The sequence below is a fragment of the Streptomyces sp. OZ13 genome, assembly GCF_052068155.1.
Classification (GTDB): domain Bacteria; phylum Actinomycetota; class Actinomycetes; order Streptomycetales; family Streptomycetaceae; genus Streptomyces.
In genome coordinates, this window is record NZ_JBQHCZ010000024.1 from 44,307 (window position 1) to 62,866 (window position 18,560).

General features: G+C 72.6%; 16 protein-coding genes. 7 read left to right on the forward strand and 9 right to left on the reverse strand.

The features are described from left to right. From fabG to ACTMTU_RS34045, 4 genes are read right to left on the reverse strand one after another with little or no spacing between them, the layout of a single operon-like run. Entirely contained in the window at positions 1-807 is an 807-nt protein-coding gene (fabG, locus tag ACTMTU_RS34030; RefSeq protein WP_441267287.1) for a 3-oxoacyl-ACP reductase FabG, read from the reverse strand. Then, positions 804-2,645: an FAD-dependent oxidoreductase gene (locus tag ACTMTU_RS34035; protein ID WP_441267288.1), complete on the reverse strand. Its 1,842-nt coding sequence runs from the start codon at positions 2,643-2,645 to the stop codon at positions 804-806. Before ACTMTU_RS34035 ends, fabG begins: the two co-directional genes overlap by 4 nt. After that, positions 2,635-2,946, reverse strand: a complete 312-nt coding sequence (locus ACTMTU_RS34040; protein WP_441267289.1) for an antibiotic biosynthesis monooxygenase family protein — start codon at positions 2,944-2,946, stop codon at positions 2,635-2,637. The genes ACTMTU_RS34035 and ACTMTU_RS34040 overlap by 11 nt, the downstream gene beginning before the upstream one ends. Before the next feature lie 36 nt (positions 2,947-2,982). Beyond that, a complete protein-coding gene (locus ACTMTU_RS34045; RefSeq protein WP_441267290.1) occupies positions 2,983-4,590 on the reverse strand; it encodes a class I adenylate-forming enzyme family protein in 1,608 nt (535 codons plus the stop codon). Between the two features lie 392 nt (positions 4,591-4,982). On the opposite strand from ACTMTU_RS34045, the gene ACTMTU_RS34050 reads away from it, so the two are divergent. Both ACTMTU_RS34050 and ACTMTU_RS34055 read left to right on the forward strand, forming a co-directional pair. Next, positions 4,983-6,059 carry a serine hydrolase domain-containing protein gene (locus ACTMTU_RS34050; protein ID WP_441267291.1) on the forward strand — a complete coding sequence of 359 codons (1,077 nt, stop codon included), beginning with the start codon at positions 4,983-4,985 and terminating at the stop codon, positions 6,057-6,059. Positions 6,060-6,066: 7 nt separating this feature from the next. After that, positions 6,067-6,822: an SDR family NAD(P)-dependent oxidoreductase gene (locus ACTMTU_RS34055; RefSeq protein WP_441267292.1), complete on the forward strand. Its 756-nt coding sequence runs from the start codon at positions 6,067-6,069 to the stop codon at positions 6,820-6,822. Positions 6,823-7,349: 527 nt separating this feature from the next. On the opposite strand, the gene ACTMTU_RS34060 is transcribed toward ACTMTU_RS34055, so the two are convergent. After that, positions 7,350-8,213 carry a class I SAM-dependent methyltransferase gene (locus tag ACTMTU_RS34060; protein ID WP_441267332.1) on the reverse strand — a complete coding sequence of 288 codons (864 nt, stop codon included), beginning with the start codon at positions 8,211-8,213 and terminating at the stop codon, positions 7,350-7,352. A gap of 194 nt (positions 8,214-8,407) precedes the next feature. On the opposite strand from ACTMTU_RS34060, the gene ACTMTU_RS34065 reads away from it, so the two are divergent. From ACTMTU_RS34065 to ACTMTU_RS34080, 4 genes are all read left to right on the forward strand, one after another. After that, complete coding sequence (locus tag ACTMTU_RS34065) at positions 8,408-8,842, forward strand: SnoaL/DnrD family polyketide biosynthesis methyl ester cyclase (protein WP_441267293.1); 435 nt, start codon at positions 8,408-8,410, stop codon at positions 8,840-8,842. Positions 8,843-8,845: 3 nt separating this feature from the next. Further along, entirely contained in the window at positions 8,846-9,703 is an 858-nt protein-coding gene (locus ACTMTU_RS34070) for an SDR family oxidoreductase (RefSeq protein ID WP_441267294.1), read from the forward strand. Further along, positions 9,700-10,575 (forward strand): NmrA/HSCARG family protein, encoded by an 876-nt coding sequence (locus tag ACTMTU_RS34075; RefSeq protein ID WP_441267295.1) that lies wholly within the window; start codon positions 9,700-9,702, stop codon positions 10,573-10,575. The genes ACTMTU_RS34070 and ACTMTU_RS34075 overlap by 4 nt, the downstream gene beginning before the upstream one ends. Before the next feature lie 490 nt (positions 10,576-11,065). After that, positions 11,066-11,944 carry a universal stress protein gene (locus ACTMTU_RS34080; protein WP_441267296.1) on the forward strand — a complete coding sequence of 293 codons (879 nt, stop codon included), beginning with the start codon at positions 11,066-11,068 and terminating at the stop codon, positions 11,942-11,944. A gap of 116 nt (positions 11,945-12,060) precedes the next feature. On the opposite strand, the gene ACTMTU_RS34085 is transcribed toward ACTMTU_RS34080, so the two are convergent. The 4 genes from ACTMTU_RS34085 to ACTMTU_RS34100 all read right to left on the reverse strand — a co-directional run bounded on the left by ACTMTU_RS34085 (position 12,061) and on the right by ACTMTU_RS34100 (position 17,011). Next, positions 12,061-12,585, reverse strand: a complete 525-nt coding sequence (locus tag ACTMTU_RS34085; protein ID WP_441267297.1) for a gluconokinase — start codon at positions 12,583-12,585, stop codon at positions 12,061-12,063. A gap of 61 nt (positions 12,586-12,646) precedes the next feature. Continuing rightward, a complete protein-coding gene (locus ACTMTU_RS34090; RefSeq protein ID WP_441267298.1) occupies positions 12,647-14,074 on the reverse strand; it encodes a glucose-6-phosphate dehydrogenase in 1,428 nt (475 codons plus the stop codon). Next, positions 14,071-15,894 carry a glycoside hydrolase family 15 protein gene (locus tag ACTMTU_RS34095; RefSeq protein WP_441267299.1) on the reverse strand — a complete coding sequence of 608 codons (1,824 nt, stop codon included), beginning with the start codon at positions 15,892-15,894 and terminating at the stop codon, positions 14,071-14,073. The genes ACTMTU_RS34090 and ACTMTU_RS34095 overlap by 4 nt, the downstream gene beginning before the upstream one ends. A gap of 82 nt (positions 15,895-15,976) precedes the next feature. After that, entirely contained in the window at positions 15,977-17,011 is a 1,035-nt protein-coding gene (locus ACTMTU_RS34100; protein ID WP_441267300.1) for an NAD(P)-dependent alcohol dehydrogenase, read from the reverse strand. A 228-nt stretch (positions 17,012-17,239) separates the two neighbouring features. Here ACTMTU_RS34100 and ACTMTU_RS34105 point away from each other — a divergent pair, with 228 nt between their 5' ends. Then, entirely contained in the window at positions 17,240-18,286 is a 1,047-nt protein-coding gene (locus ACTMTU_RS34105) for a lactonase family protein (protein ID WP_441267301.1), read from the forward strand. Positions 18,287-18,560 lie beyond the last annotated feature (274 nt).

Sequence of the window (18,560 nt, forward strand, 5' to 3'; positions counted from 1 at the left end):
TCAGAAGTTGCCCAGTCCGCCGCAGACGTTGAGTGCCTGGGCGGTGATGGAGGCGGCGTGTTCGGTGGTGAGGTAGCCGACCAGGGCGGCGACCTCTTCGGGGGTGGTGTAGCGGCCGAGGGGGATCTTGGCCTCGAACTGCTCCTGCACGTATTCCTCGGTGGTGTCCCAGGCCGCGGCGTAGCCCTGGCGGACGCGTTCGGCCAGCGGGGTCTCGACGTAGCCGGGGCACACCGCGTTGACGGTGATGCCGGCGGGGGCGAGTTCCTTGCCGAGGGCCTTGGTGAAGCCGACGACGCCGTGCTTGGAGGCGGTGTAGGGGGCGCCGAGCAGGACGCCCTGCTTTCCCGCGGTGGAGGCGATGTTGATGATGCGGCCCCAGGAGGCGTCGGCGAGGCCGCCGTTCTTGAGGACTTCGCGGGTCAGCAGGAAGACGCTGTTGAGGTTGGTGTCGATGACGTCGTACCAGAGGTCGTCGGCGATGTCGGCGGTGGGACCGCCGCCGCTGCGTCCGACGTTGTTGACGAGGACGGAGACGGGTCCGTAGGTGTCCAGGACGGTGCGCACCAGGGCGGCGACGGACTCCCGGGAGCGGACGTCGGCGGCGGTGCCTTCGACTTCCAGGCCTTCGTCGCGCAGGTCCTCGACGGTCTGTTTGACCTCTTGTGCGGTGCGGGCGCAGATGAAGACGCGCAGGCCGCGGCGGCCGAGGTCGCGGGCCACGGCGAGGCCGATGCCGCTGGTGGCTCCGGTGACCAGGGCGACCGACGCGGCCGGCGGTGTCGGTGGAGGGGGCGGTGGCGTCATCGTGCTGCCTCCTTGTGCGGTGCGCCGACGACGGTGGTGCCGACGGTGGTCCCGACGGTGTCCAAGTCCGCTCGACGGCCGCAGGAGGGCTGCTGGAGAACGGCGTCGGCGCGGCGGCTGCGGGCGGTGCGCGGCTGGTGCGGGGCGAGGGACAGCGGGCGCAGGGCCTCGTCGAGGGCGCGGGGGGTGAGCAGGCCGCCGCGGGCGGCGAGGTAGCCGTCGGGGCGGATCAGCACCCAGGCGCCGGGGGCCAGGCCCAGGGCCTGGCGCAGGGCGCCGTCGGGGTCGGGCAGCGGGCGGGGGCCCGCGCCGGCGTCGGCGTGGGTTCCTGCGGTGTCGGTGTCGGTGTCGGTGTCGGTGTCGGTGACGGTGCGGACGGACAGCCAGGTGCCGTGGCGGGCGGCGGCGTCGGCGGCGGTGCGCTCGGAGGTGGTGGTGCGGTCGCCGGGGGTGAGGATCAGGGTGAAGCGGACGTCGCGCAGTTCGTCGGCGAGGGCAAGGGGGCCGGGCGAGTCGGGCCGGCGGGCGGTGGCGGTGGCGGCGCGTTCGCCGGGGCCGGGGACGTGGCGGCGCCGGGGTATGGGGACGGGCACGGCGAGCGGGTCGGCGACGGGGACGTACTCGTGCCGGGCGCCGGTGGTCAGCGGACTGTCGGCGTAGTCGATGCGCAGTCCGGACATGCCGCCGAGGACCTTGCGCTGGATGGCGCGGCGCAGCGGGGGCAGGTTGCGTACGGCGGTGAAGACGACGGGCAGGGCGAGGGAGGCGAGGGCGTTCTTGAGGGCGACGAGGAAGGTGGCGGTGCGGGTGGAGCCGAGCAGTGCCCTGCCGATGGGGACCCGTTCGGTGCTGTAGGTGTCCAGCAGTGCGGGGCGGGCGTGGCCGTGGTGGACCATGGCGAGTTTCCAGGCGAGGTTGTAGGCCTCCTGGATGCCGGTGTTCATGCCTTGTCCGGAGGCGGGGCTGTGCACGTGGGCGGCGTCGCCGGCGACGAAGACGCGGCCGGTGTGCATGCGGGGCACCATGCGCTGCTGGAAGGTGAAGACGGAGGTCCATGCGGGGTCGCCGACGTGGACGGGGCGGCCCAGACCCTTGGTGAGGCGGGCGGCGAAGCGGTCGGCGGCGCCGGTCGCGTCGGCGCTGTCGGGTGCGGTGTCGAGCAGCCGCCAGTGGCCGCTGCGGGCGTAGGGCACCATCATCAGGGCCTGTTTGCCGGTGTGGACCCAGTAGATGCTGTCGGGTTCGAGGTCGGTGCGCACGGGTGCGTCGGCGAGGATCCAGGTGTCGCTGCTCTCGCCGATCAGGGGCAGGCCGAGGTGTTTGCGTACGGTGCTGTGGCCGCCGTCGCAGCCGATGAGCCAGGCGGTCTCGGAGGTTTCCTCGGTGCCGTCGGTGTGGCGCAGGGTGGCTCGTACCGTGGTGGTGTCCTGTTCGAAGCCGGTCAGGCGGACGCCCCATTCGATGTCGACGCCGAGGGCGGTGACGGCGTCGCGCAGGACGGCTTCGGTGCGGGTCTGTTCGATGATGACGGTGTAGGGGTGGCGGGTGGGCATGCTGCGGTAGTCGGCCTCCAGGCGCACCAGGCGGCGGCCCGAGGCGTACATGGTGAAGGCCCGGTTGGTGCGGCCGGCTTCGACGACGGGGGCGAGGGTGCCCATCTGGTCGAGGGTTTCCAGGGTGCGCGGGTGGACGGCGACGGCGCGGCTGGTGCGGGCGGGGCCGGCGGCGGCGTCGACGAGGCGCACGCGCAGGCCCCGGCGGGCCAGTTCGTGGGCGGCGCTCAGGCCGACCGGGCCGGCGCCGGCGATCAGGACGTGGGGGCGCAGGTCATCGGACACCGGCCGCCTCCAGCGGGGCGTCGGCGCTCTCGTCGGTGTACAGGGCGGGTTCGGCGGTCACCAGGGGCCTCAGGTCGGCGACGATGGCGGCGAAGCCGGCGCTGGTGACGGCGGCGCGGTGGGCCTGGGGGCTGTCCCACACGGCGATCTCGAGGTGGACGTTGTCCTGGCCCACGGCGCGCAGGTTCTGGTGGCTGATGTAGCCGGGCTGGGCGGTCATGTAGGCGGTGAGGCGGGCGCGGACGGCGAGGAAGGTGTCGTGGTCGCCGTGCACGGTCAGCTTGTTGACGAAGGTCACCATGGTCTGCCTCCTGCGACAGGTCGGTAAGGGGTGGGGTCAGGCGGCTGCTTCTGCGGTGGCGCGGGCGCGCAGCCGGGTGCGCAGTTCGGTGCGGCGGGGTTTGCCGGTGGGGGTGCGCGGGACGGTCTCGAGGGCTTCGACGCGGCGGATGCGTTCGAAGTGGGCCAGGCGGGAGTTGGCCTTCTCGGTGATCGCGTCGAGGACGTCGAGGACGGCGTGGGGGGCGTGGTGCGGGGGGCGGGGTGTCTCGCGCAGGACGATGCCGGCCCAGACGACGGCGCCGTGGACGGCGTCGGGCCAGCCGACGACGACGCATTCGGCGACGCGGGGGTCATCGGCGATGATCCGTTCGACGGCGGTGGGTGAGACGAGTTCGTTGTCGTACTTGAAGACGTCGCCGAGCCGGTCGACGAGGAACAGGGCGCCGTCGGTGTCCTGGTAGCCGATGTCGCCGGTGGAGAACCAGCCGTCGGCGTCGATGCGGGAGGGTTCGTCGTCGTCGAGGTAGCCGGCCATCAGCTGGGGTCCGCGGACCTGTACTTCGCCGGTGGTCCACGGCTCGGCGGGCCTGCGGGAGTCGAGGCCGACGATGCGGCTCTCGGTGCCGGGCAGGGGGTGGCCGACGGCGCCGGGGCGGGGGTCGTCGGTGAGGCGCTGGTTGTGGCTGAGCGGGGAGAGTTCGGCCATGCCGTAGCCCTGGACGACGGGGACGCCGAGCGCCCGGCTCAGCCGGCGGGCGGCGGCGGGCGCGAGGGCGGTGCCGCCGGACATGACGGCGGTGAGCCGGGGCAGGGCGGGCACGGCGGCCGGGGCGGTGAGGCGCGGGTCGGCGGCGAGGCGGTGCAGGCGGGCGGGGAGCCCGTAGTAGTGGGTGGCGCCGGTGCGGGCGGCCAGGGTGAGGGAGGCGAGGGGGTCGCCGTCGGTGCACAGCACCTGCGCGGCGCCGGCGCACACGGCCGAGTTGAGGTGCATCACGTGGAACAGCGGCAGGTGGTTGAGGGTGACGGACGCCGGGCCGAGGCCGTGGGCGAGGGCGATCTGGTGGGCGTTGGCGACCAGGTTGCGGTGGGTCAGGCGCACCCCCTTGGGGCGGCCGGTGGTGCCGGTGGTGAACTGCAGGCACACGGTCGAGGACGGGTCGGCCGGCCCGTGGGCGGGGGCGGCCGGCCCGTCGCCGGCGCCGTCCAGGGCGACGTGGAGGGGAGTCGCGTCGGCGGGGACCACGCCGTCGTCGGCGTCGGTGACGACGAGGGTGTGCAGGCGGGGCAGTTCCTCGCGCATCTTGGTGAGCAGTTCGGCGGTGGCGCGGGGCACGAACGCGATCTCGATCGCGGCTGTGGTGAACACGTGCCGCAGCGCCGCCTCCCCGATGAGCGGGTTGACCAGGGCGATGGTGTGGCCGCTGCGGCTGGTGCCGTAGTAGGTGGCGGCGAACGCGGTGTCGAGGGTGTTCGCCACGCCGACGGTGGTGGGCCGGGGCGCGGCGCGCAGGAGGTAGTGGGCGACGCGGTCCGCGCGGGCGTCGAGTTCGGCGTAGGTGAGGGTGTGCGGCCCGCGGGCCAGGGCGGTGCCGTCGGGATCCCGGACGGCGGCCTGGCGCAGCAGTCCGTCCAGGGGCAGTTCCGGATACGTGAATCGCGGCACGGCGTGGTCCTCCTCCGGGTGGCGTGATGCCGCGACCGGCTGTGCCTGCCGGGAGGGCACCAGCGCCGGCAGGCACCGGTCGGGTGTCGCATGCCACGCTGTGCCGCCGCGCTCGAGAAACCGTGGAAGTCCGCTCGACGGTCTCTCGGCAAGGCGCGGACGGCGCCGGGGCACCAGCGGCACGGGGCGGGGCGGGCCCGGTGCGCGAGCAACGCTCCAGCGGCGTGCGGGCGGGCCTCCATCGCGGGCGGCCACGTTGGGCCGCGTACGTCATTGCCTGCGCAGGAGCCGGGTCGTGTCGCGAAGTGCCGCCCTTGCGGCGGACGGCGCCGCAGCCGGACACTCCGGGCCCCGCGCACGGACCGATTCGCCACCCGATGGGGGTTTCACGCATGACGCAGACGACGATCGACCGGCCGGGGGTCTCGGCTCTTCAGCAGGCCGTGCAGGGAGCGGCGGACCGGCTGGTCCAGGCCGGCGCGGCCGGCGTGCAGTTCCGGGTCACCCGGGGGGACAACTCCTTCGTCGTCACCTCCGGGATCGCGGAGCTGGGCTCGGACCGGCCGGTTCCCGCGGACGGCCGGTTCCGTATCTCGTGCATCACCAAGCCGTTCGTGGCCGTGGTGGTGCTGCAGCTGGTCGCCGAGGGCCGCCTGGACCTGGACCGGAGTGTGGAGTCCTACCTGCCGGGGCTGCTCCCGTACGGCGAGAAGATCACCGTCCGGAACCTGATGCAGCACACCAGCGGCCTGTACAACTACATGGACTCGTTCCAGAAGCCGGGCGACCGGTTCCTGCGCGACCGCTACAAGCACTACGAGCCCGAGGACCTGATCGCCATCGCGGCGGCCAAGCCGCTGGAGTTCGAGCCGGGCACGAAGTTCGCGTACTGCAACACCAACTACTTCATCGTCGGCCTGCTCATCAAGAAGATCACCGGCCGCTCCTACCGCGAGGAGATCACCGAGCGGGTCCTCGAGCCGCTGGGGCTGACGGAGACGACGCTGCCGGGCGACGACCCGAACATCCCCGGCCCGCACGCCCGCGGCTACATGCAGATCGGCGGCGAGCCGGTCGACGTGACGCTGATGAACCCCTCGGAGGCCGGCTGCGCGGGCGAGATCATCTCCACCACGGCGGACCTGGACCGGTTCTTCTGCGCCCTGTTCGACGGGACGCTGCTGAACGAGCCGGAGTTCACCGAGATGACGACGCCGCTGCCGCCGGAGATGATCGAGAACCTGCCGATGGGCATCGGCTACGGCCTGGGCATCATGAAGCTGGAGAACGACGACGACCTGGACCTGTGGGGCCACGGCGCCGGCATCCCCGGCTACGCCACGTTCGCGGCCACCACCCGCGACCGGTCGGCCCGGGTGCAGCTGTCGTTCACGATCGGCGACAAGGACTTCGGCCCGGAGGCCGAGCAGGCCGTCATCCGCGGTGTCAACACCGCCCTGTGCTCCTGAGGCCGCGATGACGGACCAGGTGAGGAAATCGGTCGTCGTCACCGGCGGCGGCACGGGAATCGGCGCCGCCACGGCCCGCGCTTTCGCGGACGACGGCGCGCATGTGCTCATTGTCGGACGCAGTGAATCGACGCTGAAGGAAACAGCGGACGGGCACGACCGAATTCGCATTCTGGTCGCCGATGTCCACGACCACGATGCGCCCGCTCTGATTGTCCGGACGGCGCTCGAAGAATTCGGCCGTCTCGATGTTCTCGTGAACAATGCGGCGGTCACCGCATTCGCGCCCCTGGACGCTCTGGAACGCGACGGTGTGCGGGAGCAGTTGGGCACGAATCTGCTCGCGCCGGTCTTTTTGACGCAGGCGGCCCTGGACGCGCTCGAGGCCGCCGGCGGGGTCGTGGTGAACGTCAGCTCCGCGGGTTCGCTGGGCCGCCGCGCCTGGCCGGAGAACTCGGTGTACGGGATGGCGAAGGTGGCGCTCGACTTCCTGACCCGCACCTGGGCCGTCGAGCTCGCACCGCGCGGCATCCGCTCGGTCGGTGTCGCGCCCGGTGTCGTGGACACCGGTGTGGGGGTGCGGGCCGGGATGCCGGCGGAGGCGTACGAGGCGTTCCTCACGCAGATGGCGGAGCGGATCCCGGCGGGCCGGGTGGGCCGGCCGGAGGACATCGCCTGGTGGATCGTCCAGTTGACCCGTCCGGAGGCCGGGTACGCCAACGGCACGGTCGTGGCGGTGGACGGCGCCCTGTCGGTGACCTGACGCCCACCACGCCCACCTGAAGCGGCCCCCGGGAAATCTCCCCCGGGGGCCGCTTCAGGTACGGCTCCCGCCGCCGTGAGGCGGCCCGCCAACCTGCGTTCGGTCCGCCGCCCGTTCGGGCAGACCGCCGCCGGTACGGACGCACCGCCGACGTGCGTTCGGTCCACCGCCCGTGCGGGCAGACCGCCGCTGGCGCGGGCGGGCTGCCAGGTGCGCGGGCGAACCGCCAACCTGCGGGCAGACGACCGCCGGTACGGGCAGACCACCGACGTGCGTTTCGGCCCGCCGCCGTGCGCCCACCAACGTTGCTCGGCCCGCCGCCTCGTGGGCGGACCGCCAGTGGCGCGCGGACGAACCGGCAACGTGCGGGCAAACGACCGCCGGTACGGGCGGACCACCAACGTGCGCTCGGTCCGCCGCCGGGGCGGGCCAACCGCCGCCGGGGCGGGCGGACCACCGGCGTGCGGGCAAACCGCCGCCCTGCCGAGCAGCCCTGCGGGCTGTGTTGCCGGCAGGGCCGCAGGGTGTCAGCGGGCGACGGTGGCGGTGACGTAGCGGACCGGGACGTCGATGCGGATGAGGCCGTCGGTGTCGCGCAGGGCGTCGAGTTCGCCGGTCAGGCGGGCGCGCAGGGTGGCGGCCTCGTCGGCGGGCAGGTGCTGCCACAGCAGCCGCATGCCCTGCGTGTGGGACCACTCGACCCAGTCCTCGCCGCTCGCGGCGGTCATCTCGACCACCTCGTCGGTGATGACGGTGTCGGTGAATCCGGCCTGCCGCAGGGCGGCTTCGAGGTCGGCGGGGTCCTCGAGCCAGGAGTGCAGCTGGCGCCGCAGCTGCTCGGGGTGCCAGGCGGGCGGCAGGTGCTGGAGCAGCGACATGGGGATCCAGCGGCTGAACAGCGGCGGCAGGAAGGGGAAGTCGTCCTTGCGGAAGACGGGGCTGGTGAAGGCGATCCGGCCGCCGTCGCGCAGCAGGCCGGCGTAGCGGGCGAGGGCGGCGCGGGCGTCGGGGAGGAAGATGACGCTGTAGCTGCCCATGACGAGGTCGAAGGACCGGGCGGGCAGGTCGGGGTGTTCGCCGTCCATGACCCGCAGTTCGACGTTGTCGATGCCCTGGCGCCGCGCCTCCTGGCCGGCCTGTTCGATCATGGCCTCGGCGATGTCGATGCCCAGCGCGTGGCCGGTGGGGCCGACCCGGGCGGCGGCGGGCAGCAGGGTGGCGCCCAGGCCGCAGCCGACGTCGAGGAGCCGCTGTCCGGGCTGCGGGCGGGCGTGCTCGACGAGCCGGCGGCCCATGGGGGTGAAGAACTCGACCCCGAGCCGGTCGTAGGCCGCAGCGGCCTTGTTGAAGGCGGCGGTGACTTTCGTCTTGTAGGTGGTCGCGGTGTCCACGGTCAGCTCCGGGGGTGGTGGCGGCATGGATCTGTTCAGGGTGAATGCTGCGGCTTTCCGGCCGGGTGGTGGTGGAGGGCCCATCGAGAGCCGGTCGACGGCGGCAATTCGCCGCTTGCCCGGCCTCTTCGGCCACCGCACAATGTCGGCCAGTGTCCTGAATTTCTGCTGGGCGCCCGGCGAAAGGGAATGCGATGAGCAGTCATATAGCGGCGGTGCGCCGCATGGTGGAGGCGTACAACACGGGAAAGACCGATGACGTCGCGGAATTCATCCACCCGGATTATCTGAATCCGGCGACGATGGAGCACATGGACCTGCGGGGTCCGGACTCGTTCGCGATGGCCGTGAAGTGGCTGAAGATGACCTTCTCGGAGGAGGCGTACCTCGAGGAGGTCCTCATCGAGGAGCGGGGCGACTGGGTGCGCGCCAACCTGGTCCTGTACGGCCGTCATGTCGGCAACCTGGTGGGCATGGCGCCGACCGGGCGCCGTTTCTCCGGGGAGCAGATTCATCTGCTCCGTCTGGTCGACGGCAAGATCCGTGACCACCGTGACTGGCCGGACTACCAGGGCACCTACCGGCAGCTCGGGTCGCCGTGGCCGGAGCCGAACGGCTGGAGGGACTGAGTCATGATTCTCGTCACCGGAGCGACCGGCAAGGTGGGCCGTGAGGCCGCTACGCAGCTCGCCGCGGCGGGCCACCGGGTGCGGGCCCTGAGCCGTACCCCCGAGGAGGCCAACCTGCCGGCCGGCATCGAGGTGGTGGCGGGCTCTCCCGCCGACCCGGCGTCGCTGGCGGCCGCGTTCGCGGGGGTGAGTTCGGCGCTGGTGGTGCTGTCCGGCGATGTGGCGGGCGAGGCCCGCAACGTCGCCGCGGCCGCGGCGGCGTCGGGCGTGGGGCACCTGGTGTTCCTGTCGTCGGCGAGCGTGCTGCATCCGCTGCCGCACGGCATCGCGGACGAGCACCGGGCGGCGGAGGAGGCCATCACCGCGTCGGGCGTCGACACGACGTTCCTGCGGCCCGGCCCGTTCCACGCGAATACCTCGTGGTGGATCAGGACCGTGCGGGAGAGCGGCGCGGTGCGCTGCTGGATCGGCAACAACCCGGGTGCGCCGATCGACGAGTACGACATCGCCTCCTCTGCGGTGGCCGCGCTCACCGACGAGCGCCACCGGGGCAAGGCGTATGTGCTGACCGGCTCCGAGGTGCTGACCTCGAAGGAGCAGGCCCGCATCCTGGGCGAGGTGCTGGGCCGTGAGCTGGACTTCTCGGTCGCGCCGCAGGAGGAGGTCGTGGAGGTCTTCGCGGGCATCACCGGCGACCGGCCGGCCGCGGTGACCAATGTGGCCGCCCTGCACAGCCCCGAGGTTCCGTGGTCCCGGCCGACGCCGGCGGTGCGGCTGCTGACCGGCCGTGAGCCGCGCAGCTACCGGGCGTGGGCCGAGGCGAACGCGGCGCTGTTCGCCGCCGAGGAGGTGATGGTGTGAGCACCGAGGGCGGCGGTACGGTCCTGGTGACCGGTGCGACGGGCCTTCAGGGCGGGGCGACCGCGCGTGAACTGGTGCGCCGTGGGCGCCCGGTGGCGGCGCTGGTGCGCGACCCGGCCTCCGAGGCTGCCCGCGCGCTGGCCGACCTGGGCGTGACGCTGGTACGGGGCGACCTGGACGACGAGGCGTCGCTGCGTTCGGCGATGGAGGGTGTGCACGGGGTGTTCTCCGTGCAGACGTTCATGACGCCCAAGGGCCTGGGCGGTGAGGTCCGCCAGGGCCGCGCGGTGGCGCGGGCGGCGAAGGCCGCCGGCGTGGCGCATGTCGTGTACAGCTCGGTGGGTGGCGCGGAACGGCACAGCGGCGTACCGCACTTCGAGTCCAAGCGGCACATCGAGCGGTATCTGCAGGAGCTTTCCGTGCCGGTGACGGTGCTGCGTCCGTCGTTCTTCATGGACAATTTCGCCGCGCACGGTCCGCAGAACCTCGACGGGACGCTGGTGGTGCAGCTGGCGCTGAAGCCGGACACCCGTGTGCAGTTCATCGCGGTGGAGGACATCGGTTTCTTCGCCGCCGAGGCCTTCGAGCGGCCGGCGGAGTACGTGGGCCGTGCGGTGGAGCTGGCGGGCGACGAGCTGAGCGCGACGGAGGTCGCCGAGGCGTTCGCCGCGCGGACGGGCCTGCCGGCCCGGTTCGAGGAGCTGCCGCTGGACGCGGTGGCGGCGAACCCGTACATCCCCAACGCGCCGGAGATCGCGTTGATGTTCGAGTGGTTCCAGGAGCACGGCTACCGGGCGGACATCCCCGCGCTGCGGGCCGAGCACCCGGGCCTGCTGTCGTTCGGGGCGTATCTGAAGTCGCTGGACCTCTGATCCCGGCCACCCGCGCACAAGGGCCCGGACCGCGTCGGCGGTCCGGGCCCTTGTGCTGGGACGTCGCGAGGGGCGTCGCGAGGGTTTCGGGTGCTTGTCGCAGGGCTGTTGGGCGGTGGGGCGAGTGAGGGCGGACGCGGTCGTGGCCGGCGAGGCAGCCCACCCACAACACCCCAAAAGTCCGTTATGGGGATGATTCGATATAGGGTCGTGCGGGTGGTGCCTGACACGGAGGAGCACAGGGAGCCGGGCCGGCGGGCCATCCGCCGTTGTCCGGCCGGTCGGGGCTTGCGGGCGGCCGGCTTCGCCGTCCTCGACGGGGTGGCCGCCGGGATGTCGCCGGCGCCGGCCCGCCGGCCAAGGACCGGGCCCGGAGGCCGGCGGTGCCCGGTGCCGCTGTGACCGAAGGGGGGCGCGGCCGGGCCCTTCGTCGGCTTCTTCGCCCTGGGACCACCCGGATCCAGCCGGCCCTCACGCAAGGAGACGCTTCATGCAACGGCCCGTCATCGCCGGGGTGGACGGCACCTCCGACAGTCTGATCGCTGCGGGCTGGGCGGCCGGCGAGGCACGACGGCACGGGGCGCCGCTGGTGCTGCTTCACGGTCATGTTCCGCAGCCGGGGTTCTACCGGGTCCTCGCCGGCGACATCGACCACGAGCGCCGCGCGGCGCGGCAACTGCTCGACGACGCCCTGGCGTGGGTGCGGGAACACTTCGACGACGTCGAGGTGAGCGGTGACCTGGTGGTGCAGCCGGAGGCGGAGTTGCTCGTCGAGCGCGGCAGGGACGCGCGGACGATCGTGCTCGGCTCCCGCCGGCCGGGGCCGGTGACGGGCTTCTTCCTCGGGTCGGTCGGACTTCGTGTACTGAGCCGGGCCGTCTGTCCCGTGGTCATGATCCGCGGCGGCACGGCCGGCCGGCGTCCGCGGGGCGGCGAGATCGTGGCGGGTGTTCCCCGCGAGGAGGAGGCCGACGCAGTCCTGGACTTCGCCTTCCGGGCGGCCGCCGCGCGCGGTGTCCCGCTGCGCGCGGCGCGCGCCTGGAACCTGCCTGCCATGTTCACCTACGAGCCCGAGCTGGTGCGCCGCGCGGACGAGCACGGTGGGTGGGAGGAGGTCCACCGTCATGACCTCGCGGACCTTCTGGCGCCGTGGCGCGAGCGGTATCCGCAGGTCCCGGTGGTGGAACATGTCCAGGCGGGTCCGACGGCGGAGATGCTGGTGTCCTTGGCGGCGGCGGCTCAGCTCCTCGTGGTGGGGCGCCGCGCCGAACCCCGAAGCCGCTATGTGGGGCATGTCGCCCACGCGGCCCTCCACTTCGCCGACGCGCCCATCGCCCTCGTTCCGCAACCGACGGACGCGGACCGGTAGGAGGGGCGGGGCGCCGAGCGGGAAAGAGGGATCGGCGGCCGCGTCGCCCGGCAGTGGCGGCCGGGCGTCGCCGGTGAAGGCTCCTGACCGGCCGGGGGCCGCCGGAAGCCGGCCGGTCATCGTCGGGGAAGCAGTTGCGTGGCCGTTCGGACGATGTCCTCGGGAGGCGGTGCGGCGTCCAGGGAGGCTCCCCTCTCGTCCGGTTCGAGCGGTTCGAGCGTCGCCAGCTGGGAGTCGAGCAGGGTCTCGGGCATGAAGTGGCCGCTGCGCCCGCCGAGCCTTTCCGCGAGCACCTCGCGGTCGGCCGTGAGCTGGAAGAAGAACACGGCGGGGCAGGCCGAGCTCAGGACGTCCCGGTAGCGTCGCCGCAGGGCGGAGCAGGCCGCCACTCCCCCACTGCCGGTGGCGTCGTGGTCGCCCAGCCAGCGTCCGACGGACTCCAGCCACGACCGGCGGTCCCCGTCGTCCAGCGGAACGCCCGAGGCCATCTTGCGGATGTTGTCGGGAGAGTGGAAGTCGTCCGCCTCGGCGAATGGCACCCCCAGGCGCGCGGCGAGCAGCCGGGCGACCGTCGACTTGCCGGCCCCGGACACCCCGGTGACCACGACACACGGAGGACGGCTCTCAGCAGGGTGGGTCATCGGCTCTCCTCCCGTACCGGTGTGCGGTGACCGGTACGGCACGGCGGTCGTGGGTGCGCTGTCAGGAGTCGGCCGGCACGACCGTGCCCTCGTGCAGCAAGTCGTCCCGCCGCTCAGGGCTGATGTGGCGGGGAGGGGGCCCTTCCGAGCCGGCCGGATACTCCTCCAGGGGTACCAGGTCCCTTTCCCAGGCGGACAGGACCGGCTCGACGACGCGCCAGGACTCCTCGGCCTCGTCGCCGCGGATGGACAGGGCGGGGTTGCCGTCGAGGACGTCCAGCAGGAGACGGCCGTAGGCCGGCAGTTCGGGGGCGTCCATCTCGGCGGTCAGTGACAGCGGTGTGAGGGTCTCGGCACGCGAGCCGGTCGCGGTCATGTCCATGGTCAGGCTCTCGGGTTCCAGTCCGAAGCGCAGCACGTTGGGCCGGATGTCCTTGTCCTGCCCGAAGGGCAGGTGAGGAACGGAACGGAAGCGCACCGCGACCTCCTTGCGGTCCTTGCCGAGGGCCTTGCCGCTCCGCAGTCGGAACCGGGTGCCCGCCCAGCGCCAGTTGTCGAGTTCCAGCACGATCTCGGCGAAGGTCTCGGTGCGGCGCCGCGCGTCGACACCGTCCTCGTCGACATAGGCGGGCACGTCGTGGTCGCCGACCCGGCCGGAGGAGTAGCGGGCGCGGCGCGTGCGCTGCACGAGGTCGTAGTCGGTCAGCAGCCGCACCGATCGCAGCACGTCGACCTTCCGGTCGCGCAGGTCCCGCTCGCCGAGGGTGAGCGGCGGTTCCATGGCGACCAGGCACAGCAGTTGCAGCAGGTGGTTCTGCACCATGTCCTTCAGCGCGCCCACGTGGTCGTAGTAGCCGGCCCGGCCTTCCAGGGCGAGGGTCTCGTCCCAGACGATCTCGATCTCGGCGATGTGTGTGCTGTTCCAGATCGGTTCGAGCACCCGGTTGGCGAGCCTGCTGCCGAGGACGTTCTGAACGGTCGTCATGGCCAGGAAGTGGTCGACGCGGAAGACGGCGCGCTCGGGTACGAGATCGGCGAGCAGCCGGTTCAGTTCCTGTGCGCCGGCGAGGTCCTCGCCGAAGGGCTTCTCCAGGACGATGCGGCTGCCCGGGGGCAGTGCCGCCTCGTGCAGGGCGGTCACCGTCGCCGGGAAGAGCGCCGGGGGAAGGGCGAGGTAGACGGCTACGGGGTCTTCCCCGGCGACGGCCGCGGCCACGTCGACGGGGTCCGTGACGTCGGCCCTGCGGTAGTCGGCCGACGCCGTGACGGCCCGCCGGGATGCGGCCGGCAGGTCGGCGCCGTGGCGGTCGAGCTGGGTGCCGGCCCACTGCCGGTACCGCTCGCCGTCCCAGTCCTCCCGGCTGGCGCCCGTGAGGCGGAACCGGTCGTCGATGTGTCCCGCCGCGTGCAGGGCGGCCAGCGCCGGCAGGAGGAAGCGGCCCGTGAGGTCGCCGGTCCCGCCGAAGACGACGAGTCGTCGGACGGTCATCGGGAACCGCCCCTCGCCCGTTCGAGGTTGACTCCGCTGGCGATGATCCCGATGTGGCTGAACGCCTGGGGGAAGTTGCCCATGAATGCTCCCGTGGTCGGGTCGATCTGCTCCGACAAGAGCCCCAGCGGGCTCGCTCGCGAGCACAGCGACGCGTACAGTTCCTCGGCCTCCTCCAGCCGGCCCTGCCCGATCAGGTTGTCCACCATCCAGAAGCTGCACAGGACGAAGGCTCCTTCGTCGCCCGCGAGGCCGTCGGGGTGCTCGTCGTGCAGATAGCGGTAGAGCAGCCCGTCGCCGGCCGAGAGGCGTGTCGCGACGGCACGGGTGGTCGCCACCATCCGTGGATGGCCGGCCGGTACGACGTGGCGCAGCGGCAGGTTCAGCAGGCTCGCGTCGACGACGCCGCCGCCGTCGAGGTACACGCTGAGCGTCTGTGCGTCCTCGTCCCAGGACTGCTCCAGGATGAGGTCGCGCAACCGGTCCGCCGCGTCGCGCCAGCCGCCGATGTCGCCGGGCAGGCGGAAGCGTTCGGCGATCTGCGCCGCCCGGTCCAGGGCCACCTGGCACAGCCCGGCGGAGTAGGTGAACGGACGGCCCTCGCTGCGGATCTCCCACAGGCCCTGGTCCGGCCGGTGCCAGGCGTGGCCGGCCGCGTCGGCGAGCCCGGCCAGACTGGCCCACATGGCGGGCTGGATCTCGCCGCCCCGGCGCAGCCACTGGTCGGCGCAGTCCAGGATCTCGCCGTACACGTCGTGCTGGCGCTGGTCGGCGGCGCCGTTGCCCCAGCGGACGGGTGAGGAGCCTCGGTAGCCCTCCAGTTCGGCGTCCTCGGTCTCGTCGGGCACCAGGTCGCCGTCGAGGGTGTACATGATGCGTGGCCGGCGGCTGCGTTCGAAGGCGTCGAGGACCCAGCCGAGGAAGGCGTCGGCCTCGCCGTGGAAGCCGATGCGGCGCAGCGCGAAGACCGCGAAGGCGGCGTCGCGGATCCAGGCGTAGCGGTAGTCCCAGTTCCGGATTCCTCCGATGGGTGCGGGCAGGGAGGAGGTGGGGGCGGCGGCGAGCGAGCCGTTGGCCCAGTCGTCGCACATCTTCAAGGTGATCGCGGCACGGCGGACGAGTGCTTCCTGCGGGCCGGCGTAGTCGCAGGACCGCATCCACCGCCGCCAGGCGTCCTCCGTCTGGCGGAGCATGGCGTCGGGGTCGAAGCGGTGGTGGCGGTGGAAGCGTCCCCAGGACAGCACGAGGTCGAGACGGTCTCCCTGCCGCAGCTCGTGCACGGTCCGCAGGCCGCTCAGGGGCCGGTTGGAGCGCAGGTGGAGGCGCGGACCGGCCAGGCCGGGTTGTACCTCCAGTCCGCTGTACAGCTGGTGGGCCTGCGCGCCGCCGCGGGGCTCGACCGCCACGTCGAGGCGTACTTCTCCGTCCAGGACCAGCACGGAGCGGACGAGTTCCCCGCGGCCCGAGGGCGCGTCGTCGGACAGGTCGGCCCCGGAGCGCAGGACCAGCGCGTCCGTGACGCGGACCAGGCCCGTGTCGCTGCGCAACTCCGTGTGCAGCACGCCGGTGTCGGGCTCGTACCGCTGCCGCGCTTCGCGCAGGTTCTGCGGGGTCACGGTGAAGTGGCCGCCCCGGGTGTGGTCCAGCAGCCCGCAGAACACGGGTTCGGAGTCGAAGCGGGGCAGGCACATCCACGGGATGGTGCCGTCGAGGCCGACGAGCGCGGCGGTCGTGCCGTCGCCGATCAGGCCGAGGTCCTCGAGCGGCAGGTAGCCGTCCGGCCGGCGAAGGGGCCGGAACGGCGGGTCGGAGTCGTGCATTCCGTTCGCTCCTTGGCCGGGTCGGGGGCTTTTCGCACGTGCGCCTGTCGGGCCGGAGGGGGGCGGCTGCCCAGGCATCGGTCTAGAAGCTCACCAGCACCTTGACGGTGTCCTCCAGCTTCTTGTCCGACACCTCGAAGGCGCGTTCCATCTCGTCGAAGGAGTACGTGTGTGTCGTCATGCGCGTGGGGTCGAGGCGGCCCTTTTCCAGGATGCGCAGCAGGCGTTCCATCCGGAGCCGTCCGCCGGGGCAGAGGCCGGAGGTGATCGTCTTGTCGGCCATGCCCACGCCCCAGGCGACGCGGGGGATGCTGACGTAGTCGCCGGACCCGAAGTAGCCGATGTTGGAGATCGTCCCGCCGGGCTTGGTGATCTCGACGCCGGTCTTGAAGGTGACGTCGGCGCCCAGCGCCTCGATCGCCGTGTCCACCCCCTGCCCGCCGGTCAGTTCGAGAACGCGCTCGGTCACGTCCTCGCGGGTGAAGTCGACGATCTCGTCGGCTCCGTAGAAGCGCGCGAGTTCCTGCCGGCTCGGCACGGACTCGACGCCGATGACCAGTCCCGCGCCCAGGAGTCTGGCCCCGGCCGTCGCCATCAGTCCCACGGGGCCCTGGGCGAGCACGGCCACGGTCCCGCCCATCGGGATGTTGCCGTGCTCGGCTCCCATGAATCCCGTCGAGAGCATGTCGGCGCAATAGACGGCCGCTTCGTCGGAGATTTGGTCGGGGATTTTCGCGAGGTTGGCGTCGGCGTCACCCACATGGAAGAACTCGGCGAATACGCCGTCCTTCAGGTTCGCGAACTTGAATCCCCCGAGCGGTCCGCCCGACTGGGAAGGGAAGCCGTTCTGGGAGGCCGGATCGCCCCAGTCCGGAGTAATGGCACCGACGAGGACACGGTCGCCCGGCCGGAAGTCCTTGACGTCGCTGCCCACGGATTCCACGACGCCGACCGCCTCGTGCCCCAGCGTCAGGTCTTCCCGCGGCCCGATGCCTCCCTGCACCGTGTGGGAGTCGGACGTGCAGATCAGGGCCTTCGTCGTCCGCACCAAGGCATCGCGGGAACCGACGTCGGGGACCGGCTTGTCCATGAAACCCACCGCGCCGATTTCCTTCATGACAAATGCCCGCACTGTTTCGTCCTCCTGTCGGTTCTTCCCGGTCGGGGGAAATCGCGCAGCCGTCGGTACCCCGGATTCGCGCCGCCGCTGTCCGCCCGCGGCGGGCAACCGCTCCAGACTCGTTGAGGCCGACCCCGGCCGCAAGCCGCCACCTCGGGCATTGGTGCACCCGGGGAAAAGAGGAATCGGCCCGGTCTGCCGGACCGTCCCCTAGGGTGGTGGCCCATGAACGGCACGGACGCTGTGAGGGCTTTCATCGGTTGCTTTACGTCGGACGGGGGACGGGGGATCGTCCAGGCCGCGGTGGATCCGCGCACCGGGGCCCTGACCGCGGCGGGCACCGTCGAGACCGTGCCCGACCCGTCGTATCTGGCTGTCGGGCACCGGGAAAAGGGCCCGGTTCTGTACTGCGTGTCCGAAACGGCCCAAGGAGCGGTCGCCGGGTTCGACGTCTCGGGGCCGGTCCCCCGGCCGCTCGGTGAGCCCGTGCCGACAGGAGCGGCCGATCCGACGCACCTCACCGTCTGTCAGGACCACCTGGTGACGGCGGACTACGGGTCCGGGAGCGTCACCGTGCTGCCGCTGGCCGCCGACGGCACCCCCCTTGCGCCGAGCAGCGTGCTGCGCCACGAGGGGTCCGGGCCGAACCCGGACCGCCAGTCGGCCCCGCACGCCCATCAGGTGGTTCAGGACCCTTCGGGAGGCTGGGTGCTGAGCGTCGACCTGGGCACCGACTCGGTGCGGGTCTGCTCCCTGGACCCGGGCACCGGGCAGCTCGCCCTCCACAGCGTCATGGCCCTGCCGCCGGGCACCGGCCCGCGCCACCTCGTCTTCCACCCGCGCGGGGACCACGCCTACGTGCTCGGTGAGCTGCGGCCCACCGTCACGGTGTGCCGCTGGGACCCGGCGGCCGGGGTGCTGCGGCCCCTCGGGGAATGTCCCCTCTTCCCCGACGGCGCCGGCGTTCCGGTGCAGCCTTCCGCCCCCGTCGTCTCCCGGGACGGCCGGCACCTGTGGGCGGCCGTACGCGGCACCGACACCATCGCGGTCCTCTCCCTGGAGGAGACCGGTCAGGCGGCGCGGCTCCTGACGTCGGTGCCGTGCGGAGGCCGCTGGCCGCGCGACCTCGTGCTGCACCCGGCGGGCGCCCACCTGTATGCCGTCAACGAGCGCTCGGGCGAGGTGACCTGGTTCGACATCGACGCGACGGGGGTGCCGCGCCGAGCCGGGTCGCTCGCCGTGCCGGCGGCGTCCAGCGTCGTGTTCGTGTGACGCGGCCGGTTTCACGGCCGGCGGCCGTACCGCCTCGGTGATCCGGTGTCCGGTCGGACTCAGTACCGCGGCAGGGCGGCCACACCGTCCGTCGCACGGGCCGGGGGCAGGATCCCGGTGAACGCGGCGCCGCTCAGCACGGCCGCGCGCAGCAGCAGCGGCGCCGCGGGGGCGCAGCACGCCTCGTGCCCGGTCCTGGTGGTCCGTGGCGACGAGCGGTGAGCAGCGGCGGCTGATCCGGCGCGGGACGCCTGCGGAGGGCACGGCGGGGACC